Source organism: Nonomuraea sp. NPDC005650 (genome assembly GCF_040605375.1).
Lineage (GTDB): Bacteria > Actinomycetota > Actinomycetes > Streptosporangiales > Streptosporangiaceae > Nonomuraea.
The window spans coordinates 264660-285386 of sequence record NZ_JBEXCR010000005.1 but is presented as its reverse complement, the minus strand read 5'-3'; the positions used below and the strand labels follow the sequence as shown (position 1 = coordinate 285386).

Genomic DNA, 20727 nt, shown 5'->3' with positions numbered 1-20727 from the left:
GGGCGAGAGTACGCCAGAATCGACCCTTGTGAAGCACGGGTACACCAACAGCACATTCGGCGACGGCGCCCTGGTCGTGAAGTGCTACCAGGGCCCGGAGGCGGCGTTCCGGCTGGGCACGGAGAGCAGATACCTGCGCCGGCTGCGCGGCCGGCTCCCGGTCCCCCGTGTTCACGAGGTCACCTCGACCAGCCTGACCACCCGCTTCGTCTCCGGCGTCCACGGCCAGGACCTCATAGACGAGGGCCACGCCGCCGAGGTGCTCACCGAGTGCGGCCGGATCCTGTCCGGCGTCCACCGGCTGGGCATCGTGCACGGCGACTTCGGCCCGCAGAACATGCTGTTCGACCCGGCCACGTTCCGGACGACCGCGATCCTCGACTGGGAGTGGGCCCACCCCGGGCGGCCGGTCGAGGATCTCGCGTGGTGCGAGTGGATCATCCGATCCCACCATCCGGAGCACGTCCCGCTGCTCTCGCGCTTCTTCGCCGCGTACGACGGGCCCGTCCCCTCGTGGGAGGAGCGCCAGGAGGCCATGGTGGCGCGCTGCCGCGGCCTGCTGGAGTTCTGCGCCCGCTGGGAGGCCGGCGGGCCGGGCGAGAAGCTCTGGCGCGAACGCCTCGACACCACGGCCGCCTGGACCGAGTAGCGGGCCTCAACCCGTCCTGCGGATCAGCGCCACCGCCGCGTCCACCAGCCCGGCCTCCCGCTCGGTGAGCGCCTTGTCCGCGGCCCGCCTCGCCCTGGCCCGGTCGAGCCCGTCGCCGTGGTCCATGGCGGGGCCCAGCCCGGCCAGCAGCGCGACGAGGCACCGCCGCGCCGCCTCGGCCAGCTCGACCTCGTCCACGGCCGCCTGCGCGAGGATCACCGCGGACATCGCGCAGTCGAACCCGGGCGGCCCCTCCCTGCTGTTGCACCAGTCGATCACGACCGGCCCCCGGGGCGTCAGCATGACGTTGTCGGGATGCAGGTCCAGATGCAGCACCCGATCGCCGGGATCGGCGGACACCCGTGCCGGGATCTCGTGCAACCGCAGCAGCAGCCGCGCGAGGATCCGGCCCGTCTCCTCGGCCGTGATCTCCCCGTCGAGCAGCGCCCGCAGCATCGTCGGCCCGGACAGCCGCCCCATCACCAGCTCGGTGTCCGCCCGAGCGCCGGGGTAGAGCTCGGGCACCGGATATCCGTGCCTGCCCACGTGCGCGATGACCGCCGCCTCCCGCCGGGCGTCGACCGGGATGCGGTAGCGCCGCAGGACCCGCTCGTCGTCGATCGCGTACACGTCCGCGGTCCGCCCCGACCCCAGCAGCTCTCCGAGCTCCATGGTCGCGAGTATGTCAAAAACCCGTGGCCCGCCCACGGGGGCCGGGGTTAGTTTCCGTCCATGGTCGAGATCCACGGCATGTGCGAAGACCGCTTCGGCGAGGTGCGCGAGCTGCTGGCCGCCTGCCTGGCCAAGGACGACGTCGGCGCCTCGGTGGCCGTCTACCTGGACGGCGAGCCGGTGGTGGACATCTGGGGCGGACACGCCGACGCGTCCCGTACCGCTCCCTGGGAGCGCGACACCATCACCAACGTCTGGTCCACCACCAAACCGATGACGGCGCTGTGCGCGCTGATCCTCGCCGACCGGGGCGAGCTCGACCTGGGCGCGCCGGTCGCCGCCTACTGGCCGGAGTTCGCCGCCGCGGGCAAGGAGGGCGTGCTCGTACGCCACCTGCTCGCCCACACCGCCGGCCTGCCCATCTGGGACGAGCCGATGACGGTCGAGGAGCTCTACGACTGGCCCCTCGCCACGACGCGGCTGGCCGCGCAGGCGCCGCTCTGGGAGCCGGGCACCGAGGCCGGATACCACGCGATCACCCAGGGCTTCCTGGTCGGGGAGGTCGTCCGTCGCGTGACCGGGCGCAGCCTGGGCGCCTTCTTCGCCGAGGAGGTGGCCGGGCCGCTGGGGGCCGACTTCCACATCGGCCTGCCCGCCGAACACGACCCCCGGGTCGCCCCCGTCATCCCGCCCCTGACGCCTTTCGTGCCCCCGTCCGACCTGCGCGCCAATCCCGTGGTGCGGCCGGAGGACGTCAACACCACCGGCTGGCGGCACGCCGAGATCCCGGCCGCGAACGGGCACGGCAACGCCCGCTCGGTCGCCCTCGTACAGTCGGTCCTGGCCTGCGGCGGAACGCTGCGCGGCGTGCGGCTGCTGTCGGAGGCGGGCTGCGCGCGTGCCGTCGAGGAGCAGTATCTGGGCCTCGACCGCGCCCTGGGCACGCGCATGCGGTACGGCATGGGCTACGGGCTGTTGCAGCCGCGCACGTGCTTCTGGGGCGGGATGGGCGGCTCGCTGGTCGTGATCGACCTCGACGCCCGCATGACGGTGGCGTACGTGATGAACCAAATGCACGCCGCGGTCGACGATCGCGGCATGAATTTCGTGCTGGCCGCCTACGGAGGGTTGTCCTCGTGACGGTTTTGTGGCCGCTCTATAGCCGAATTGTAGGGCCGTCCATGATCGTTGTATGCGAGAGCCCCCCGCAGAAAGGGAAGATCACGTATGCGCGTTCGTGCAGGTATCGTCGCCGCAGGTATCGCAGCACTGGCCGCCATCGGCATCGCCGCCCCGGCGCAAGCGGCCGCCTGGACATACATTGGCGAATACACCAGCTACAGCAAGTGTGTGGACATGGGTCAGAGCTATCAGCGTGAGGGCTGGGACGAGTACAAGTGCACGCTTAACGGCACCGGCTGGTACTACCTCTGGGTCAGGTAGTCCCCATTCCCGGCGGCGCCTCCTCGTGAGAAGGGGGCGCCGTTCGCGTGCCCGGGGGCCTCAGGACACCTGGCGGGACTCGTCGTTCGCGCTGCTGCGGATCTGCTGGATGCGCTGCTTGGTCAGGCCGAGCAGCTCGCCGATGTCCCCGTCCGACAGGCCGAGCTCGTGCATGTGCTTGACGCGCTTCTTGAGCGTGCGCGTGTAGTCCTCGGCGATCGCGGCGGCCTGGCGCTGGAGGGCGGCGAAGTCGTCGAGATCCTGCTCCGACAGGCCCGGCAGCGCGTAGTGGAAGACGGGCTTGGGCGGCTGGGCACGGTCGGCGAACAGGAACGGCAGCCCCTCGGCGACGTCGCCGTGCAGCTCCTTCAACGTGCGGGCGGACATGCCGCCGGCCACGCCGTCCACCTGGGCCAGCCACAGGCTGCCCGCCAGGGTGATGTGAACGTCAACGCGGTCCGCGGTCATGGATCCTCCAGCCAGTCGTCACCGAACAGGTGCGCGAGCCCCCGTTCGAGGGAGTCCACCAGGTGCGAGGTCTCCCCAGGGTAGAGCGGGACGATCGCGCGGGCCGCGACCCGGCCCTCGGCGTCCCACAGCAGGAGGAATCGCTGGCGTTTCGTCGTTTCCGCCCAGTCGCAGCGCAAGCCATGGGTGTGGGAGAGCCCGATGATCCGATCGCGGATGGCCGCATAGTCGTCTCGTTCCACCACACGCGGCAGACTATATAGCTTGCCTGTCGCCGACAAGAGGCCTTGTCGTCGAGATTAGTCAGCGCCCCAGGCGTCGAGGAAGGCCCGCACCGCGGCGCGCGCCACCTCTCGCAGCTCGTCGTCCGGGATCGTACGGGTGCCCATCTGGGAACGGGCCTCCAGCGGGCCGACGAGCAGGGCCATGAACTGCTCGGCCGCCGTGTCGGGGTCGGCGGCGCGCAGGCGGCCCGCCAGCGCGAGCCGGGCCATCCGGTCGGCGAGCGCGTGGTTGAGCCGGTCCGGGCCGCTCTCCTTGACGATGTCGAGGATGTCGGGAAAGCGGATGATCTCCGAGTAGAGCAGCCGGCGCAGCGCGCACGAGCGGCCGTCGGTGTGCAGGCGGAGCAGCTCGTCGGCGACGCCCTCCAGCGTGGCGCGCAGGTCCTCGCCCGGGTCGGCCAGCGGCTCCAGGGCGGCCAGCCGGGCGTTCAGCGTCAGCTGCGCGGCGGCCTCGATGGCGTTCCTGAACAGGGTGGCCTTGTCCGTCATGTGGTTGTAGACCGTCGGCTTGGCCACGCCCGCCTCGTCGGCGATGTCCTGCACGCAGGCCTGCGCGTAGCCGAGCCGGGCGAACACGGCGAACGCGCCCTCCAGGATCGCCTGCCGCTTGTCGATGCGCCCGCGCGAGGTGGTGACCATACCTCCGGATTGTACCCACCGGTTCAACTTCATGGACGTACGGGTTGCGGTCGAACGCACGAGATAACTACTTTGAACCCATGAGTTCAAATTCGCCGGACGACCGGATGGACGCGCGGCTGCTGGGCATGATCGGCGTGATCCTGCTCGGCGGCCTGCTGGGCATCCTCAACAGCACGATGGCCGCCGTCGCCATCGACACCCTGGCCGCGACCTTCGAGACCTCGCTCAGCACGATCGGCTGGACGTCCACCGGGTTCCTGCTGGCCGTGACGGCCACCATCCCGTTCACCACCTGGGCCGTCGACCGGTTCGGCGGCAGGCGGCTGTGGCTGGCCGGGCTCGCGCTGTTCCTCGCCGGATCGCTCGGCGCCGGGCTGGCCTGGAACGTGGGCGCGCTGATCGTGTTCCGCGTGCTGCAGGGCTTCGGGGCCGGGCTGCTCGACCCCCTCGTGCTCATCCTGCTGGCCCGCGCCGCCGGGCCGCGCCGGGCCGGGCGGGTGATGGGCCTGATGGGCGTGGTCCTGTCCCTGGGGCCCGTGCTCGGGCCGATCGCGGGCGGGGCCGTGCTGGCCGGCCTGTCGTGGCGGTGGATGTTCCTGCTCAGCGTGCCCTTCGGCCTGGTGGCGCTGCTGCTCGCGCTGCGCGTGATCCCCGCCGACGAGCCGTCCGCCGGGGCGTCGCCGCGGCTCGACGTCGTGGGGCTGGCGCTGCTCGGGCCCGGGTTCGCGGCCGTCGTCCTGGCCCTGTCGCAGACGGCCGAACATGGGGCGCCCACCGCCTGGCAGGCGCTGCTCCCGCTGGGCGTGGGAGTACTCCTGCTGCTCGCCTACGCGACGCACGCCCTGCGCGACCGTCGAACTCCGCCGCTGATCGACCTGCGGCTGTTCGCCAACCGGGGCTTCACCGCGAGCGTCGCGATCATGGGGCTCGGCGGGCTGGCCCTCTTCGCCGCCCTGTTCGCCCTCCCCCTGTACTACCAGCAGGCCCACGGGCACGGCGTGCTCGCCGCCGGACTGCTGATGGCCCCGCTCGGGCTCGGCGGCGCGATGGCCATGCCGCTGGCCGGACGGCTCTCGGACCGCATCGGCGCCCGCGGGCTGGCCGTCGGCGGCGCACTCGTGGCCGGGCTCAGCGCGTTCGCCTTCACCCGGATCGGCGCGGACACCCCCGAGGTCTGGCCGGCGCTGGCGGCGTTCACGATCGGGCTGGGCAGCGGGTGCTTCAGCGCGCCCACGATGGGCTCCCTGTACCGGGCGCTGCCGCCGTCCATGGTGGCGCAGGGCAGCTCGGTGCTCTACATGCTCAACCAGCTCGGCGCGGCGCTCGGCGTCGCCGTGGTCACGCTCGTCCTCCAGACCGCCGGGGACGTGATCGCCGGATTCCACGGCATCTTCTGGCTCACCGTGGCCGTGATCGTGATCATCCTGGCCGCCGTCCCGCTGCTGCCGGGCCGGCCCCGTACGGAGGCCGTACCGGCAGCGGAGCCCGCGAGGAGCGCGTCATGAGGACACTGGTGATCAGCGGCGGCACGGACGGCATGGGACGGGCGCTCGCCCGCACCTACCTCGAACGGGGCGACACCGTGGCCGTCATCGGGCGCGACAGCTCCAAGGCGCTGCCCGGGGCGGTGTTCATCCCGGCGGACCTGAGCCTGATCAGCGAGAACCGGCGGGTGATCGCCGAGATCAACGCCGCGTTCCCGGCCGTGGACGCGCTCGTGCTGTGCGCGCGTTACTTCCGCACGCACCGGTTCGTGACCGCGGAGGGCCTGGAGGGGACGTTCGCGCTGGACTACCTGAGCCGTTTCCTCCTCAGCCACGGCCTCACCGCGCCCCGCCTCGTCATGAACGTCTCAGGCCCCGGAGGGCCGGCCGACCTCATCCGCTGGCACGACCTCATGCTCGAACGCGGGTACGACGGCATGGCCGCCCAGTTCCAGGCCGGCAAGGCGAACGACCTGCTGGGCGTGGCCTTCGCCGCCCGGCACGGCAGCCGTACCCGCTATGTCCTCATGCATCCCGGAGGCGTCTCGACGAGCGTCGCCGGCGAGTACGACGCGACGACCGCCGCCCACGTGGAGGCGCTCAAGAAGCACGGGCTGCCGGTCGAGAAGGGCATCGAACCGATCGTCGCCCGCATCGACGACCCGCCCGCCGAGCCGCTCAGCGCCTTCATGCGAGAGCGCCGGATCGGCCTGAACCCCCGGCTCTTCGACCCGGCCGCCGCGGAACGACTCCACGAGCTCACGCTGAAGATGATCGCTTCGACCGGGTCGTGAGTGCTCTGCCGCCCGATCGGCGGCAGAGCCTACCCCTTGTAGTTGAAGATCTGGCGGAGCGTGTGCTGGACCTCCACGAGATCCTGCTGGTCCGCCATCACCTGGTCGATCGACTTGTACGCCTCGGGGTGCTCGTCCACCAGCGCGGCGGCCCGATCCGCGTTCCAGGTGCGGCCGCTCATCGCCGCCTTGAGCGAAGCCGCGGACAGCTCCCGCTTCGCCTTGGTACGCGACATGCGGCGGCCCGCGCCGTGGGAGCACGAGGTGTACGACTCGGGGTTACCGCGACCGCGCACGATGTACGAGCGCGTGCCCATCGAGCCCGGGATCACGCCCTCGTCACCGGTGTCGGCCTTGATGGCCCCCTTGCGGGTGATCCACAACGTCTTGCCGTAGTGGGTCTCCTGCTGGGTAAAGTTATGGTGACAATTGATCGTACGGACCCGCTCGCCCTTGCCGACGACCTTGAACAGGGCGTTGATCAGGACCCTGTCCATCCGCGCCCGCGAGGCCATGGCGTAGTGCTGGGCCCACAGCATGTCCTCGATGTACGCGGTGAACTCCGGCGTGCTCTGCACGAGATACGCCAGGTCCGGGTCCTCCAGGCCGACCTCCTGCTGCTTCATCAGCTTCTTCGCACCGATGATGTGCATCTGAGCGAGCTGGTTGCCGATGCCGCGCGACCCCGAGTGCAGCACCGTCCAGACGTGGTCGCGCTCGTCCAGGCAGACCTCGACGAAGTGGTTGCCCGAGCCGAGCGTCCCGAACTGGTCGCTCACCTTCTTGCTCTGCTTGGGGGTGAGGTCGGTGTGCGGCAGCCCGAGCTCGCTGAGCGCGCGGTCGACCGTCGGGTCCTCGTGGCCCTTGCCGACGCCGGCGGGGATGCGGTGCTCCACCATCGGCATCAGCGCGGCGAGGGTCTCGGGCAGGTCGGCGGCCGTGAGCGTGGTCTCGGTGGCCACCATGCCGCAGCCGATGTCCACGCCGACGGCGGCCGGGATGATCGCGTTCTCCGTGGGGATCACCGAGCCGACCGTCGCACCGATGCCGACGTGCGCGTCTGGCATGAGAGCGACGTGGCCGGACACGAATGGCAGGCTTGCGGTGCGAGCGGCCTGCATGATCGCGCCTTCGTCGATCTCGCTGGCCCACGACAGCAGGTTCGGTGCGGGCTGGTTTGGCATGGGATGAATCTCCTCACTGGTTCTTGATCAGTGTGGCGTGACCAGGAAGGATTTTCCCACCCATTTTATTGAAGACGGGTTTGACGGGCGGTTCGCGACGGCAGGGTTGTCCGGGCGGCGCGGGTCGTGTCAGTCCCCCGAATACATGCGGTTCAGGTCCACGAGTTCGACGTCCGCGCGCCCGCGCGCCGCCTCCGCCAGATCGCCGGTGAACCCGGAACGGGCGAACAGCAGCAGTTTGGGCTGCCTGTCGATCCGGGTGTCGGGAAGCAGCGCGCGCAGATGTTCGAGCCGCTGGAGCTGGGAGACGTCCATGGGCGTGAGCGTGGCCTTGGCCTCGCCGATCGCGATGATCCGATCGGTGGCGAAGGAGTTGGTCTCGGTCACCACGATGTCGAGCTCATGTCCTTCGCGGTGCGCTCGGCAGGGGATCTCGCTCGGCCGTACGGCACCGGCGATTCCGCCGAGCGTGTCGCCGGAGGCGTGCAGGAAGCACCATTCCCGGGCGAGGTCCTCGAAGTGGGGCCCGTAGATCTTCGAGGCCACCGTGTCGGCGTTGGAACGCCAGACGCGGGCGGCCTGACCGCTGACCAGCTCGGGCTCGCGGCGCTGCGTGATCAGCTGGTGCAGGCGGACGATCGGCTCGGCGATCCGGAAAACGCTTCGCTTGTCGCGCAACGCGTCGTCGACCTGCTCGACGAGGCCGATGCCGCGCAGGCCGTTGAGCAGATGCGCCAGCGCGCTCACGGGACGGCCGAGGGCGGCGGCGATCTCGGAGCGACGCTGGTTGCCCGCGCTGATGGCGCTCAGCGTGGCCGCGTACGAGGTGGGGTCGGAGATCGAGGGCTCTTCCCGGAGCAGCAGCCCGCCTTCGCGAAACATCGCCGAGGCGGGATTCAGCAACCGCCGCTGCACCCACCGATCGAACCCGTCCAGATCGGCCGGCCCCGACCCGCCGCACATCTCCAGGTAGGCGGGGGTGCCGCCGACGAGGGCATGCACCCGGAAAGCCAGCTCCGGGTCGCCGGTCAGGCCCCAGAAGGCAGCGGCATCGCGGAAACCGAAGGGCCGCACGACCAGCTCAAGCGTCGCTCGCCCGCGCAGCGGCGCGCCTCCGCCGAGCAACTGCGCCATCGTGGTCAACGCGCTGCCGCACAGAATCAGGCGGGTACGGGTGTGCTCCTTCGCATATCCCGTCGGGCTCAACGCCTGCTGCAGGTACGACGGCAGCGCCGGCGTCGCGGAGACGAGGTAGGGAAACTCGTCGACGATCACCGGCGTCGCCCGCTCCTCGCCGAGCCGGAGCAACTCGTCGAACCCTTCCCGCCAGCTCCCGAACGAGACCGCCTGCCGCAACCCGCGATAGGCGGCGTAGGCGGCGCCGAGATCGGCCAGGTTCTGTGCTTCCGTCTGCTGGGTGGCGGCGAAGAGCAGGCCGTTGGTCTCCTGGGCGAGCAGTTCGAGCATGAGCGTCTTGCCCTGCCGCCGACGCCCGTAGACCAGCCCCAAGGTGGCACCGTTCGCGGGAGCCCCGACGAAGTCGGCCAGCTCCTCCCACTCCGCGCCCCGCCCGAACAGGCGCTCCGGCTTCCGCAGCATGGCCGCCACCTTCTGCACGTAATGATAGCTACGCCTATGATAGTTGCAACTATCATAACGGACGAAGGCTTCGACAAATCCGTTGGCGCAACCCACAATCCATGACGTATGGTTGGCCTCACCAACATTGGTCAAGCCAACGAAATTGGGAGAAGCAGATGCCTGCGGTCCTCGACGAACTGGAGCAACTGCGACGCCGAGTGCGAGAGCTGTCGGATCGCGAGGAGATCACCGACCTGGTGTACCGGCTCGGTGCCGTCCTGGACGAGGGGCGCTTCGACGAGCTGTCGGCCATCTTCTCCGAAGACGCCACCGCCCTGACACCCGGCGGACTGGCGGAGGGACGGTCGGCCCTGATTGCACAAGCCGGCCGGAACCACTCACCGGAGGAGCGGATCCAGCACGTCATCGGCAACGTCCTGGTCAACGTGGACGGCAACCGGGCCCGCGTCCGGGCGAACCTGATCGCCACGTTCGCGGCCGAGGGGGCGTCGGAGGTCCGGCTCGCGCCCGCACCTCGGCTCATCCTCGGCGAGGTCTACCATTTCGAGGCAATCCGCACCGGGCAGGGATGGCGCCTCTCCCGCGTGGAGACCACCCCCGTATGGGCGTCACAGACCGAGACGACACCTCGCCCCGGAGACTCCTGACCATCTTGCCCGTCACCCTGGCGACCACAAGCTCGAGCCGACAGCCGACTATTCCGTGTCTTTGGGATGTCGAGGCGACGCATAGATCACCCAGACAGTACGAGCCGCGTCATCGATGAGATACCGCACACGACCACCGCTTGTGACCTCGAACTCCCACTGTTCCAAGTCCTTGCCGTTGTGGCGATGAGTCGCGAGATCGCCGCGTAGACGATGCTGACGGTCAGGGCTGGAGCGTGAGCGGGGATCAACCTGCAGGGCCTCGAAGCATCGGCGCGTATTGGCCAGGGCGTGACGGCACAACTCCTCCCAGCCCCGGACCGCGTCGCCGGCCCCGAACCGGATATCCCACTCACCATCCGGAGGCGGCACCGTAACTCGATCTCCACGCTTCGGGCTCATGCCGTAACCTGCACGGGCCCGAAGTCACCGCTTGTGGGCTTACAGGCCTCGGCATAGTGCACAGGTTCGGCCTTGATTCTGGCGGTGGCTCGCCAGCCCGCGATGACCTCTTGGGTCGTGACATCTACGTCCAGCTCGGCAGCATCGGAGAGCGCTTCGACCAGCTCCAGGGTGAAGGCGCGCAGTTCGTCCGAGGACAGGTGACGCACCCAGGGGAAGACCTCCGGCATGGCTATGACCAGCGCACGCGCGGTGGGGTCGTGCTTGATCAAGGCGAGAAACAGCCGAGATGCGGTGGCAAACGTTCGCTCGCGCTCCTCTTCACGGTCCACTGCGGTCAAATAGAAGTCAGGAGCATCCCGATGCGTGATCCGCACACGTCCCAGGCGTGCCGCACGCTCGGCGACTGCCCGGGGGTTTCTCGACAGGTCAGAAAAGGTCACTGCGTCGGCATGGCTGGCGTTCACGCCATCAGGGTATGTCAGAACACGTTCTGATGTGAGTGCTCATTGGGATCCACACCCGCCGAGCACTCCACACCCAAGTGCGCTTCCTGCCTCAACCCGCAAGATCGTCAGGTGACGAGAAGGGCCCTCGAAAACTCGACGGCCTCGGCCGTTGTCCTCACCGGGCTCCTTCCGGGTCGGCCAGCACACCCTGCTCGTCACCCACCACCTCGGCGATGGCCGCAAAGAAGGCGGCGATGCCAGGCAGGTTGGCGCCCTTGGCGCGGGAGGCGGTGAAGTCGTCCGCCGAACGCCACTCAACGATGTCCAGCCACTCATCGTCCGGCAGCCGCACCAAGCGGGCACTCAGGAACCCCTCCCGGTCGGCACGGAAGTCCGTCAACATGGCGGGCCGGGCGGCCAGCAACGCCTCCACCTGGTCCGGCGCCACCTTGAAGCGGGTCAGCTCCACGAAGGTCGTCATCGTCATCGTCATCTCCTCAGTCGGCCCTGACATCGACGATATAGTCACCGATCATTATAGTCAAAATTAGTGACAGTAATCCTGAGTGACCGAATGAGGGGGTTTGCGTGCGGGGCCACCGCCCGGGGCGGAACCCCCGTGCCAGTCAGGTGGCGAGCGGGATCACGACGCCCGTCGCGTGCGCCGGTGCGGGGAGATGAGTTCGATGTGGGAACGGCGATGAGTTTCGCGGTGGTCGCCAGTCTGTACCGGCGACACCCGAAACAACCCCGGTATCGCCGTCGACACGAGCCGCTCGTGCCGTCCTCCCAGGAAGGAAACTGGACATGGCCTCACTGGTTCTGAAGATGTCGGTCTCGCTCGACGGTTACGTCGCGACACTCGACGGGAGCAGCGACTGGATCGCCGCGGGAGATTCCGATGACACTCTCGATTGGACTGTCCAGACCGTGAGCGACGCCGGCGCGCATCTCATGGGAGCCACCACGTACGCGGTGATGGCCGCCTACTACCCCAACGACTCCGGGCCGTTTGCCAAGCCGATGAACGACATCCCGAAGGTCGTGTTCTCGCACTCGCTCACCTCCGCCGACTGGGACGAGACGACGATCGCCGCCGGAGACCTGGCCGAATCCATCAAGCGGCTCAAGCAGGAGCACTCCGACGGCTACCTGCTCGCCCACGGCGGGGCACGGTTCGCCCGGTCGCTGGTCGAGACCGGCTTGATCGACGAATACCGCCTTCTCGTCCACCCGGCCGTCCTCGGCGCAGGCGAGCGGATCTTCCCGGTGCCGCTGACCCTCGAACCGAAAAGCACGACCGTCTTCAGCGGCGGTGCCGTCGCCCACGTCTTCGCGGCGCAGCCGTGATCGAGCCCGATCGGTGAGCGCGGCCCACCCATTACCCAAAGAAGGGGCGTGTTCAGCCAGATCCCGCGACTCGGCTACCCCTCATACCGGCGAAGACCAGGCCAACGCATTGTCGAATCGCCGCAAGGTATACCCCAGTTGGGCGAAGACTTTGGTCCGGGGTGGGCTTCAGCGGGCCCAGCCGGTAACCGGGCAACGGGTGGGCCACCAGCCGCCGAAGGCGTGAGGTGCGCCGATAGGCGCCTGAGGGAGAAACGGCCTGAGCCCCGAGCGCGAAGCGCTTCTTTGCGAAGCCCTTTCTGCCCGGGGCGGGCATCAGACGGCCCACTGTCCAGATGGGCAAGGGCCGCGCAACCTGCTACTTGGCGTTGGCCTTCAAGTAGTCGGTGTTCATGCGGGCGATGGTGTCCAGCGGGATCCCCTTCGGGCAGACCGCCGTGCACTCTCCCGTGTTCGTGCAGCCGCCGAACCCCTCCGCGTCCATCTGGTCCACCATGGCCCTGGCGCGGGACAGGCGTTCCGGCTGGCCCTGGGGCAGCAGGCTCAGGTGGGTGATCTTGGCGGCGGTGAAGAGGGAGGCCGAGCCGTTCGGGCAGGCGGCCACGCAGGCGCCGCAGCCGATGCAGGTCGCCGCGTCGAAGGCCGCGTCCGCGTCCTCCTTGCGTACGGGGATGCTGTGGGCGTCCGGGGCCGAGCCGGCCGGGACCGAGACGAAGCCGCCCGCCTGGATGATCCGGTCGAAGGCGCTGCGGTCCACGACCAGGTCCTTCACGACGGGGAAGGGGGCGGCGCGCCACGGCTCGATGGTGACCGTGGCGCCGTCCTCGAAGTGGCGCATGTGCAGCTGGCACGTCGTCGTCGCGCGCTGCTCCCCGTGCGCGACGCCGTTGATGACCATGCCGCACATGCCGCAGATGCCCTCGCGGCAGTCGTGGTCGAAGGCGACCGGGTCGTCGCCCTCCAGGATGAGGCGTTCGTTGAGGACGTCCAGCATCTCCAGGAAGGACATGTCCGGGGAGACGTCCTCGACCTTGTACGTCACCATCCGGCCGGAATCGGTGGGGCCGTTCTGGCGCCAGACCTTGAGGGTCAAGTTCATGCCCGGGGCTCCTTCGCTTCGCTCAGTCGCCCAAACCCGGGCATGAACAAGTTGCTGTGTCTGATGGTTCGCTCGCTCCGCTCGCTCACTTGTAGCTCCGCTGGGTCATCTTGACGTACTCGTACTCGAGCGCTTCCTTGTGCAGCACCGGCCCGTCGGGCGTGGACTCCCAGGCCGAGACGTGCGCGAAGTGCTCGTCGTCGCGCAGCGCCTCGCCGTCGGCGTCCTGGGACTCGGCGCGGAAGTGGCCGCCGCAGGACTCCGTGCGGACGAGGGCGTCCAGGCACATGAGCTCGGCCAGGTCGAAGAAGTCGGCGACGCGGCCGGCCTTCTCCAGGACCTGGTTCAGCTCCTCCGCCGTGCCGCTCACCTTGACGTTCTGCCAGAACTCCTCTCGGAGCTCGGGGATGCGCTCCAGCGCCTTGCGCAGCGACTCCTCGGTGCGCTCCATGCCGCAGTAGTCCCACATGAGCTTGCCCAGCTCGCGGTGGAAGGAGTCGGGGGTACGGGTGCCGTTCACGGCCAGGAGCCGGTCGATCTTGCTCCGGACCCTGATCTCGGCCTCCGCCACGGCCTCCTCGTCCACGTCGCCGAACGGCCCGGCGGCCAGGTAGTCGCCGAGGGTGGTCGGGAGGACGAAGTAGCCGTCGGCCAGGCCCTGCATGAGCGCCGAGGCGCCGAGGCGGTTCGCGCCGTGGTCGGAGAAGTTGGCCTCGCCGACGACGAACAGGCCCGGGATCGTGGACTGCAGGTCGTAGTCCACCCACAGCCCGCCCATCGTGTAGTGGACGGCCGGGTAGATGCGCATCGGCACGTCGTACGGGTTCTCGCCGGTGATGCGCTCGTACATCTCGAAGAGGTTGCCGTACTTCTTCTCCACGGCGTCGCGCCCGAGACGCCCGATGGCGTCGCGGAAGTCCAGGTAGACGCCCAGACCGCCGGGGCCGACGCCGCGGCCCTCGTCGCAGACGTTCTTGGCGGCGCGGGAGGCGATGTCGCGCGGGACCAGGTTGCCGAAGGCGGGGTAGATCCGCTCCAGGTAGTAGTCGCGCTCCTCGTCCGGGATGTCCCCGGGGGCGCGGGTGTCGTTCTTGCGCAGCGGCACCCAGACGCGGCCGTCGTTGCGCAGCGACTCCGACATCAGCGTCAGCTTCGACTGGTACTCGCCGGAGACGGGGATGCAGGTCGGGTGGATCTGCGTGTAGCAGGGGTTGGCGAAGTACGCGCCGCGCTCGTGCGCCCGCCAGATCGCCGTCGTGTTGCAGCCCTTGGCGTTCGTGGACAGGAAGAACACGTTCCCGTAGCCGCCCGTGGCCAGCACCACGGCGTCGGCGAGGTGGCGCTCGATCTCGCCGGTCACCATGTCGCGCACGATGACGCCGCGCGCCCGCCCGTCGGAGACGATCACGTCGAGCATCTCGTGCCGGGTGTGCATGGTCACGGTCCCGGCCGCGATCTGCCGCTCCAGCGCCTGGTACGCGCCCAGCAGGAGCTGCTGGCCCGTCTGGCCGCGGGCGTAGAACGTACGGGAGACCTGGGCGCCGCCGAAGGAGCGGGTGTCGAGGAGGCCGCCGTACTCGCGGGCGAAGGGGACGCCCTGGGCCACGGCCTGGTCGATGATGTTCACCGAGACCTGGGCCAGGCGGTAGACGTTCGACTCGCGGGCGCGGAAGTCGCCGCCCTTCACCGTGTCGTAGAAGAGCCGGTAGATGCTGTCGCCGTCGCCGCGGTAGTTCTTGGCGGCGTTGATCCCGCCCTGCGCGGCGATGGAGTGGGCGCGGCGCGGCGTGTCCTGGTAGCAGAACGACTTGACGTTGTAGCCCAGCTCGCCCAGCGTCGCCGCGGCCGAGCCGCCCGCCAGGCCGGTGCCGACCACGATCACGTTGAGCTTGCGCTTGTTGGCGGGGTTGACCAGCTTCGCGCTGAACTTCCGCTTCTCCCACCGCTCCTCGACGGGCCCGGACGGAGCCTTGGTGTCCCGAATCTCGGGGCCTTCCGTATATTTCATTACTTCACAACTCCGAAGGTGATCGCGAGCGGCGGCGCCAGGAACCCGATGACCAGCACGGCGGACACCAGCCCGGCGACCGGCCGGAGAGCCTTGTTCCGCGTGCGGTTGGCCCAGCCGAGGGTCTGGAAGGCGCTCCAGATGCCGTGCCGCAGGTGCAGGCCGACCATGACGACGGCGACCACGTAGATCAGGGTCACCCACCACCGGGACGCGTCGAAGCCGGCGATCATCCGGTCGGCGGGCGCGGAGTCGAAGCCCTTGGGGTTCACGACGCCGAAGGTCAGGTCCAGCAGGTGCCAGACGAGGAAGAGCAGGATCGTGAGGCCGCCGAACCGCATGATGTGCGTCGCGTAGCCGTTGGCCTGTGACTTCTTGGCGACGTACTTGACCGGCCTGGCGTGGCGGGCGCGACGGGCCAGCGAGATCGCGGCCCACATGTGCAGGACGACCGACGCGACGAGGACGACCTCGAGCAGGGTCAGCACCGTCCGATAGGGCGCGATCGGCTCCAGGAGCGTACGCAGCGCGTGGGCGTACTCGTTGAACGAGTCCCTGCCCAGGAAGATCTTGAGGTTGCCCAGCATGTGGAGGAGGAGGAAGAGCACCATCACGGCCCCCGTGACGGCCATGACGGCTTTCTTGCCGTTCGACGAGCGCAGGAACCCGCCGGGGCCCCTGCTCGATGGGGCGTTCTTGCGGGCGGGTACGGGCGCGGTGGCTGCGCCGCGCTCTATCGTGGCAGTCACATCTTCAAAAGCTAGGTATCCAGCCATGATCCGTCCAAGTCATGACGGATCTGGTTTCGATAGCCACCGGCTATGATGCTTGGTTTGTACGGTCGCCCCCTCAGGAATGACGCCGGTCGGTGCGAGGAAAATCACATGCAGTTGCAACAGCTCGCGTACTTCGTGGAGGTCGCGGAGACCAGGCACTTCACCCAGGCGGCCGAACGCATGAGGGTCGCGCAGCCGTCGCTCAGCAAGCAGATCAAGGCCCTGGAGGCCGATCTGGGCGCCCCGCTGTTCTCCCGGGCCCGGGGCAACGTCACGCTGACGCCGGCCGGTGAGGCGCTGCTGCCGCTCGCCCGCCGGATCCTCGCCGACGCCGACACCGCGCGGCAGGAGGTGGCCCAGCTCGCCGGGCTCCGCCGGGGCCGGGTGCGGCTGGGCGCCACGCCGTCGCTGTGCGCGGGGCTGCTGGCCGACGCGCTGGCCCGGTTCCACCGCGCGTACCCCGGGATCGAGCTGCTGGTGGAGGAGAGCGGCTCGCGCGACCTCGTCAGGGCGCTCGCGCGGGGGCAGCTCGACCTGTCGCTGATCATCCTGCCGCTGCAGAGCGACGACCCCTCGCTGGTGACCGAGGAGATCCTGCGGGAGAACCTGGTGGTGGCCGCCCCCTCCCACGAGCGGCCGAAGGGCCCGTACATGGAGATCGAGGCCCTGCGCCGGCGTCAGATGGTGATGTTCCGGCGCGGCTACGACCTCCGGGAGGCCACGCTGGCGGCGTGCCGGCAGGCCGGGTTCGAGCCCAGGTTCGCGGTGCAGGGCGGCGAGATGGACGCCGTGCTGCGGTTCGTGGAGGCGGGGCTGGGTGTGGCGGTGGTGCCCTCGATGGTGCTCGACGGGCGCCCGGGGCTGTCCGGCATTCCGCTCGCGCCGCCGGGGCTCAGCCGTACGATCGCGCTGGCCCAGCGCAAGGACGTCGAGCCGACCAGGGCCGCCCAGGCGTTCAGGGAGACCCTGCTGTCGTTCGTCGTGGAGGCCGGTCATGAAGGCACGCTTCCGCAAGGGGTGGATCTCATCGCAGAATGATCTGGACGGCCCGACTCCCCGGTGAGGCGTTTTTGACGGCACATCTTTCGGAGACGCTGACGCTGCTCCTCATCGAGGACGACGACGGTGACGCCTTCCTCGTGGAAGAGCTGCTCAAGGAGGCCGACGCGCCTCCGAAGATCTTCTGGGCGCGCAGCCTGCGGGAGGCCAAGGCCAAGCTGACGCCCCAGATCCAGTGCGTGCTGGTCGATCTCTCGCTGCCCGACGCGAGCCGCCTGGAAGCCCTGGAGGAGGTGCTGGCGCTCGCGCCGCACGCCGCCGTGCTGGTGCTCACCGGGCTCAGGGACGGGCACGTGGGCGTGGCCGCCGTCCAGGCCGGCGCGCAGGACTACCTGATCAAGGGCGACATCGACGCGCGGCTGCTGGCCAGGGCGATCAGGTACGCGATGGAGCGCAAGCGGGCCGACCTGGCCCAGCTCAGGCTCGTGCAGGCGGAGCTGACGGCCAAGGAGAACTCCCGGCTCCAGAGCGCCCTGCTCCCCGGCCCCCTGCTGCGCACCGAGGCGATCGAGCACGTCACCCGCTACCTGCCGGGCAGCGGCGGCACGCTGGCCGGCGACTTCTTCGACACCGTGCAGACGCCGGACGGCGCGGTCCACCTCGTGATCGGCGACGTGTGCGGGCACGGCCCCGACGAGGCCGCGCTCGGCGTGGCGCTGCGCATCGCCTGGCGCACGCTGGTGCTGGCCGGCCAGACGGACGACACGCTGCTGCGTACGCTCGACGCCGTGCTGCGGGCCGAGCGCAAGGCCCCCGAGATCTTCACCACCCTCTGCACGGCCACGATCGCCCCCGACCTGCGGCACGCCAGGATGCGCGTGGTCGGGCACCCACCGCCGGTGCTGGTGCGCGACGGCGCCGTCCAGGTGGTCGACGGCACGCCCTCCGGGCCGCCGCTCGGGATCTTCGCGGACGCGGAGTGGTCGGTGATCGACGTACCCCTGGGCGAGGAGTGGTCCATGATGCTCTACACCGACGGCCTGATCGAGGCCTCGGTGAGCGAGGGCGAGGAGCTGCTCGGCGTGGACGGCCTGCTCGATCTCGTACGCGAGCACGGCGCCATCGACCTCGACCGGCTCATCGCCCACGTCGGCACGCTGAGCGACGACCTCGCCGCGGTCCTGGTCCGGAGGAGGAGACGATGAGCATCAACCCGCTGCCTCCCGCCAAGGAGCCGACGGGGCTGGGCAAACTGCCTGTGGCCCGGTGGTTCCTGGTCATGGGCGCGGTGGCCGGCGTCGTGCTCCTGGCCGGGATCGTGGTCGCGATGATGATCGGCGCGCGGGCCCGCTCGCTGGCGCGGACGCCCGCCGTGGAGGAGCAGCTCGACCGGCTCAACCTGGCGCTGATCGTGCTCTTCGCGGTGATGCTCGCGTTCGGCGTGGCGCTGGCCTTCGTCATCCGCTACGTCGTGCTGAAGCCCATCGACCAGCTCGCCCAGCAGGTCCGAACGGTGGCCGCCGGCGACTTCGACCACACCCTGCACGTCGACAGGCCGGCGGAGCTGGCCGAGCTGTCCAGCCACGTCGACTCCATGCGCGCCCGCATCGTGGCGGCCTGGCGCACGGCCGACGACCAGGCCGAGGAGCTGCGCAGGTCGAACGGGGAGCTGGAGCAGTTCGCGTACGTGGCCAGCCACGACCTGCAGGAGCCGCTGCGCAAGGTCGCCAGCTTCACGCAGATGCTGGAGCAGCGCTACGGCCCCCAGCTCGACGACCGGGCCAAGCAGTACATCCACTACGCCGTCGACGGCGCCAAGCGCATGCAGCTGCTGATCAACGACCTGCTCGACTTCTCCAGGGTCGGCCGGGTGACCGGCGAGCGGACCCCGGTCGACGCGGGCAAGGCGCTCGACACGGCGCTGGAGAACCTGTCGGCCACGATCGAGGACACCGAGGCCACGGTCACCAGGGACGAGCTGCCCAAGGTCAAGGCCAACCGGCTGCAGCTCACCCAGCTGTTCCAGAACCTGATCGAGAACGCCGTCAAGTTCCGCTCCGAGGAGCCCCCGCGCGTCCACATCGGGGCCACCAGGTCCGGCGGCATGTGGGAGTTCAGCTGCTCCGACAACGGCATCGGGGTCGAGGCCAAGTACGCCGACCGCATCTTCCTGATCTTCCAGCGACTCCACGCCCGCGACGTGTATCCGGGTACTGGCATCGGGCTGGCACTATGCCGCAAGATCGTCGAGTATCACGGCGGACAGCTCTGGCTCGACGGCGGTGCCGAGGGCCAGGGCGCGACGTTCCGCTGGACGCTGCCGGCCGCGGGAGACGACGATGAATGACGGGCGCCCCATCGAGGTGCTCCTGGTGGAGGACGACCAGGGTGACATCCTGCTCACCAGGGAGGCCTTCGACTTCAACAAGGTGCGAAACCGCCTCAACGTGGTCAACGACGGCGAGCAGGCGATGGCGTACCTGCGCAACGAGGACGGCTACTCCGACGCGCCGCGCCCCGACCTCATCCTGCTCGACCTCAACCTGCCCCGGATGAGCGGCATGGAGGTGCTGGCCGAGGTCAAGGCCGACGCCGGGTTGCGGACGATCCCGGTGGTGATCCTGACGACCTCCGAGGCGGAGGAGGACATCCTGCACAGTTACCGGCTACATGCCAACGCCTATGTGTCCAAACCGGTGGATTTTGAACAATTTATCCGAGTTGTCCGGCAGATAGATGATTTTTTCGTGACCGTGGTTAAGTTGCCCGCCCAAGGGCATCGACCCTGACGGGCGGACGTGACAGGAATCACAGCTAGTCATCGAAATTGTGAGTGACCCTGCTCACAAAATTCCATGCTGTCGTCGTAACGTATCCCCCACCAACGCGCGCCTGAGCGGTCGGTCGCCGCCGCGCGCCCAGCGAATACGAAAACCACGGACCCCCTGCGCGACGGGTCCGCGGGAGGTGGAGAGGTCCGCGATGACCCAGACGACGCCCGAAGCACCGGTCAGAAGGCAGCGAGCGCAAGTCAAGGTGCGCACCCTGCGCACCGACAGATGGTGGCTGGTCCCGCTGCTGACGTTTCTCGGGCTCAGCTCGTTTCTTGTCTACGGCGTGTGGGCGATCATCGACAACAGCTATTTCGTCGATCCCTACATTGCGCCGTTCTCGTCGCCATGTCTGGCGACCTCATGTCCCGAGGGGGCCCGGCTGTTCGGCTGGGCTCCGTTCGGCGACTGGTACGCACTCCCGCCGGGGCTGCTGATCCTCGGCCTGCCGGGCGGTTTCCGGCTTACCTGCTACTACTACCGCAAGTCCTACTATCGCTCCTTCTGGCTCTCGCCTCCGGCGTGCGCCGTTCAGGAGCCGCACGGCAAGTACACCGGTGAGCGGCGTTTCCCGCTGATCCTGCAGAACATCCACCGGTACTTCTTCTACGCGGCCATCGTGATCGGCCTCATCCTGGCCTACGACGCCGTCCTGGCGCTCGTCCACAAGCCGATCGGCCTGGGCACCTGGATCCTGGTCGCCAACGCCGTCCTGATCAACGCCTACACGCTGTCGTGCCACTCCTGCAGGCACATCACGGCGGGCAGGCTCAACCACTTCTCTCGTCACCCGCTGCGCTACCGGGCCTGGACGTTCGTGTCCAAGCTCAACGCCAAGCACCAACCCCTCGCGTGGGCCTCGATGTTCTCCGTCATGGGCGCCGACCTCTACGTCCGCCTGGTGGCCAAGGGCATCATCGCCTTCCCGTACGCGTAAGGACCAG

Annotated in this window: 23 protein-coding genes; 12 read left to right on the top strand and 11 right to left on the bottom strand. The window is 69.1% G+C overall.

Annotated features, from left to right (window positions below; translation table 11 throughout):
• The first annotated feature begins 28 nt into the window (after positions 1-28).
• The gene (locus ABZS69_RS11100; protein ID WP_355369624.1) at positions 29-649 is read left to right on the top strand and encodes a phosphotransferase; all 621 of its coding nucleotides are present in this window, start codon (positions 29-31) and stop codon (positions 647-649) included.
• Positions 650-655: 6 nt separating this feature from the next.
• Here ABZS69_RS11100 and ABZS69_RS11095 read toward each other — a convergent pair whose 3' ends face one another.
• Entirely contained in the window at positions 656-1321 is a 666-nt protein-coding gene (locus ABZS69_RS11095; protein WP_355369622.1) for a phosphotransferase, read from the bottom strand.
• Positions 1322-1381: 60 nt separating this feature from the next.
• On the opposite strand from ABZS69_RS11095, the gene ABZS69_RS11090 reads away from it, so the two are divergent.
• Positions 1382-2461 carry a serine hydrolase domain-containing protein gene (locus ABZS69_RS11090; protein ID WP_355369620.1) on the top strand — a complete coding sequence of 360 codons (1080 nt, stop codon included), beginning with the start codon at positions 1382-1384 and terminating at the stop codon, positions 2459-2461.
• A gap of 87 nt (positions 2462-2548) precedes the next feature.
• Positions 2549-2764, top strand: a complete 216-nt coding sequence (locus ABZS69_RS11085; RefSeq protein WP_355369618.1) for a hypothetical protein — start codon at positions 2549-2551, stop codon at positions 2762-2764.
• Positions 2765-2824: 60 nt separating this feature from the next.
• On the opposite strand, the gene ABZS69_RS11080 is transcribed toward ABZS69_RS11085, so the two are convergent.
• Genes ABZS69_RS11080 through ABZS69_RS11070 form a run of 3 tightly spaced genes read right to left on the bottom strand, consistent with a single transcriptional unit; the run spans position 2825 to position 4155 of the window.
• A complete protein-coding gene (locus ABZS69_RS11080; RefSeq protein ID WP_355369616.1) occupies positions 2825-3232 on the bottom strand; it encodes a hypothetical protein in 408 nt (135 codons plus the stop codon).
• Positions 3229-3477, bottom strand: a complete 249-nt coding sequence (locus tag ABZS69_RS11075) for a hypothetical protein (protein ID WP_355369614.1) — start codon at positions 3475-3477, stop codon at positions 3229-3231. The genes ABZS69_RS11080 and ABZS69_RS11075 overlap by 4 nt, the downstream gene beginning before the upstream one ends.
• 54 nt (positions 3478-3531) lie before the next feature.
• Entirely contained in the window at positions 3532-4155 is a 624-nt protein-coding gene (locus tag ABZS69_RS11070; protein ID WP_355369612.1) for a TetR/AcrR family transcriptional regulator C-terminal domain-containing protein, read from the bottom strand.
• A gap of 80 nt (positions 4156-4235) precedes the next feature.
• Here ABZS69_RS11070 and ABZS69_RS11065 point away from each other — a divergent pair, with 80 nt between their 5' ends.
• Together ABZS69_RS11065 and ABZS69_RS11060 are read left to right on the top strand one after the other, a co-directional pair.
• A complete protein-coding gene (locus tag ABZS69_RS11065; protein WP_355369610.1) occupies positions 4236-5663 on the top strand; it encodes a DHA2 family efflux MFS transporter permease subunit in 1428 nt (475 codons plus the stop codon).
• Entirely contained in the window at positions 5660-6436 is a 777-nt protein-coding gene (locus ABZS69_RS11060; RefSeq protein ID WP_355369608.1) for an SDR family NAD(P)-dependent oxidoreductase, read from the top strand. The genes ABZS69_RS11065 and ABZS69_RS11060 overlap by 4 nt, the downstream gene beginning before the upstream one ends.
• Before the next feature lie 29 nt (positions 6437-6465).
• Here the strand turns inward: ABZS69_RS11060 and ABZS69_RS11055 are convergent, their stop codons facing one another.
• Together ABZS69_RS11055 and ABZS69_RS11050 are read right to left on the bottom strand one after the other, a co-directional pair.
• Entirely contained in the window at positions 6466-7620 is a 1155-nt protein-coding gene (locus tag ABZS69_RS11055; protein WP_355369606.1) for an RtcB family protein, read from the bottom strand.
• 129 nt (positions 7621-7749) lie between these two features.
• Entirely contained in the window at positions 7750-9219 is a 1470-nt protein-coding gene (locus tag ABZS69_RS11050) for an ATP-binding protein (RefSeq protein ID WP_355369604.1), read from the bottom strand.
• A gap of 158 nt (positions 9220-9377) precedes the next feature.
• On the opposite strand from ABZS69_RS11050, the gene ABZS69_RS11045 reads away from it, so the two are divergent.
• On the top strand, positions 9378-9869 hold the full coding sequence (locus ABZS69_RS11045; protein ID WP_355369602.1) for a nuclear transport factor 2 family protein: 492 nt from the start codon (positions 9378-9380) through the stop codon (positions 9867-9869).
• Positions 9870-10267: 398 nt separating this feature from the next.
• Here ABZS69_RS11045 and ABZS69_RS11040 read toward each other — a convergent pair whose 3' ends face one another.
• Both ABZS69_RS11040 and ABZS69_RS11035 read right to left on the bottom strand, forming a co-directional pair.
• The gene (locus ABZS69_RS11040; RefSeq protein WP_355369600.1) at positions 10268-10738 is read right to left on the bottom strand and encodes a hypothetical protein; all 471 of its coding nucleotides are present in this window, start codon (positions 10736-10738) and stop codon (positions 10268-10270) included.
• A 157-nt stretch (positions 10739-10895) separates the two neighbouring features.
• On the bottom strand, positions 10896-11207 hold the full coding sequence (locus ABZS69_RS11035; protein ID WP_355369598.1) for an antibiotic biosynthesis monooxygenase: 312 nt from the start codon (positions 11205-11207) through the stop codon (positions 10896-10898).
• 320 nt (positions 11208-11527) lie between these two features.
• Between ABZS69_RS11035 and ABZS69_RS11030 the strand changes: the two genes are divergently transcribed.
• Positions 11528-12070, top strand: coding sequence for a dihydrofolate reductase family protein (locus ABZS69_RS11030; RefSeq protein ID WP_355369596.1), 543 nt, complete (start codon positions 11528-11530; stop codon positions 12068-12070).
• A gap of 358 nt (positions 12071-12428) precedes the next feature.
• Here ABZS69_RS11030 and ABZS69_RS11025 read toward each other — a convergent pair whose 3' ends face one another.
• The 3 genes from ABZS69_RS11025 to ABZS69_RS11015 all read right to left on the bottom strand — a co-directional run bounded on the left by ABZS69_RS11025 (position 12429) and on the right by ABZS69_RS11015 (position 15926).
• On the bottom strand, positions 12429-13169 hold the full coding sequence (locus tag ABZS69_RS11025; protein WP_355369594.1) for a succinate dehydrogenase/fumarate reductase iron-sulfur subunit: 741 nt from the start codon (positions 13167-13169) through the stop codon (positions 12429-12431).
• 85 nt (positions 13170-13254) lie between these two features.
• Positions 13255-15177 (bottom strand): fumarate reductase/succinate dehydrogenase flavoprotein subunit, encoded by a 1923-nt coding sequence (locus ABZS69_RS11020; protein ID WP_355369592.1) that lies wholly within the window; start codon positions 15175-15177, stop codon positions 13255-13257.
• The gene (locus tag ABZS69_RS11015; RefSeq protein ID WP_355369590.1) at positions 15177-15926 is read right to left on the bottom strand and encodes a succinate dehydrogenase cytochrome b subunit; all 750 of its coding nucleotides are present in this window, start codon (positions 15924-15926) and stop codon (positions 15177-15179) included. The genes ABZS69_RS11020 and ABZS69_RS11015 overlap by 1 nt, the downstream gene beginning before the upstream one ends.
• A gap of 135 nt (positions 15927-16061) precedes the next feature.
• Between ABZS69_RS11015 and ABZS69_RS11010 the strand changes: the two genes are divergently transcribed.
• The 5 genes from ABZS69_RS11010 (at position 16062) to ABZS69_RS10990 (ending at position 20720) form a co-directional block, all read left to right on the top strand.
• Positions 16062-16991 (top strand): LysR substrate-binding domain-containing protein, encoded by a 930-nt coding sequence (locus ABZS69_RS11010; RefSeq protein ID WP_355369588.1) that lies wholly within the window; start codon positions 16062-16064, stop codon positions 16989-16991.
• A 32-nt stretch (positions 16992-17023) separates the two neighbouring features.
• Positions 17024-18157 carry a fused response regulator/phosphatase gene (locus ABZS69_RS11005; RefSeq protein WP_355369586.1) on the top strand — a complete coding sequence of 378 codons (1134 nt, stop codon included), beginning with the start codon at positions 17024-17026 and terminating at the stop codon, positions 18155-18157.
• The gene (locus ABZS69_RS11000; RefSeq protein WP_355369584.1) at positions 18154-19299 is read left to right on the top strand and encodes an ATP-binding protein; all 1146 of its coding nucleotides are present in this window, start codon (positions 18154-18156) and stop codon (positions 19297-19299) included. The genes ABZS69_RS11005 and ABZS69_RS11000 overlap by 4 nt, the downstream gene beginning before the upstream one ends.
• Entirely contained in the window at positions 19292-19741 is a 450-nt protein-coding gene (locus ABZS69_RS10995) for a response regulator (protein WP_355369582.1), read from the top strand. Before ABZS69_RS11000 ends, ABZS69_RS10995 begins: the two co-directional genes overlap by 8 nt.
• Before the next feature lie 193 nt (positions 19742-19934).
• Entirely contained in the window at positions 19935-20720 is a 786-nt protein-coding gene (locus tag ABZS69_RS10990) for a hypothetical protein (protein WP_355369581.1), read from the top strand.
• Positions 20721-20727: the final 7 nt, after the last annotated feature.

Coding starts and splice junctions, on each gene's coding strand:
- ABZS69_RS11095 (WP_355369622.1), bottom strand. CDS start 1,321: ATGGAGCTCGGAGAGCTGCTGGGGTCGGGGCGGACCGCGGACGTGTAC.
- ABZS69_RS11090 (WP_355369620.1), top strand. CDS start 1,382: ATGGTCGAGATCCACGGCATGTGCGAAGACCGCTTCGGCGAGGTGCGC.
- ABZS69_RS11085 (WP_355369618.1), top strand. CDS start 2,549: ATGCGCGTTCGTGCAGGTATCGTCGCCGCAGGTATCGCAGCACTGGCC.
- ABZS69_RS11080 (WP_355369616.1), bottom strand. CDS start 3,232: ATGACCGCGGACCGCGTTGACGTTCACATCACCCTGGCGGGCAGCCTG.
- ABZS69_RS11070 (WP_355369612.1), bottom strand. CDS start 4,155: ATGGTCACCACCTCGCGCGGGCGCATCGACAAGCGGCAGGCGATCCTG.
- ABZS69_RS11065 (WP_355369610.1), top strand. CDS start 4,236: ATGAGTTCAAATTCGCCGGACGACCGGATGGACGCGCGGCTGCTGGGC.
- ABZS69_RS11060 (WP_355369608.1), top strand. CDS start 5,660: ATGAGGACACTGGTGATCAGCGGCGGCACGGACGGCATGGGACGGGCG.
- ABZS69_RS11055 (WP_355369606.1), bottom strand. CDS start 7,620: ATGCCAAACCAGCCCGCACCGAACCTGCTGTCGTGGGCCAGCGAGATC.
- ABZS69_RS11050 (WP_355369604.1), bottom strand. CDS start 9,219: ATGCTGCGGAAGCCGGAGCGCCTGTTCGGGCGGGGCGCGGAGTGGGAG.
- ABZS69_RS11045 (WP_355369602.1), top strand. CDS start 9,378: ATGCCTGCGGTCCTCGACGAACTGGAGCAACTGCGACGCCGAGTGCGA.
- ABZS69_RS11035 (WP_355369598.1), bottom strand. CDS start 11,207: ATGACGATGACGACCTTCGTGGAGCTGACCCGCTTCAAGGTGGCGCCG.
- ABZS69_RS11030 (WP_355369596.1), top strand. CDS start 11,528: ATGGCCTCACTGGTTCTGAAGATGTCGGTCTCGCTCGACGGTTACGTC.
- ABZS69_RS11025 (WP_355369594.1), bottom strand. CDS start 13,169: ATGAACTTGACCCTCAAGGTCTGGCGCCAGAACGGCCCCACCGATTCC.
- ABZS69_RS11020 (WP_355369592.1), bottom strand. CDS start 15,177: ATGAAATATACGGAAGGCCCCGAGATTCGGGACACCAAGGCTCCGTCC.
- ABZS69_RS11010 (WP_355369588.1), top strand. CDS start 16,062: ATGCAGTTGCAACAGCTCGCGTACTTCGTGGAGGTCGCGGAGACCAGG.
- ABZS69_RS11000 (WP_355369584.1), top strand. CDS start 18,154: ATGAGCATCAACCCGCTGCCTCCCGCCAAGGAGCCGACGGGGCTGGGC.
- ABZS69_RS10995 (WP_355369582.1), top strand. CDS start 19,292: ATGAATGACGGGCGCCCCATCGAGGTGCTCCTGGTGGAGGACGACCAG.
- ABZS69_RS10990 (WP_355369581.1), top strand. CDS start 19,935: ATGACCCAGACGACGCCCGAAGCACCGGTCAGAAGGCAGCGAGCGCAA.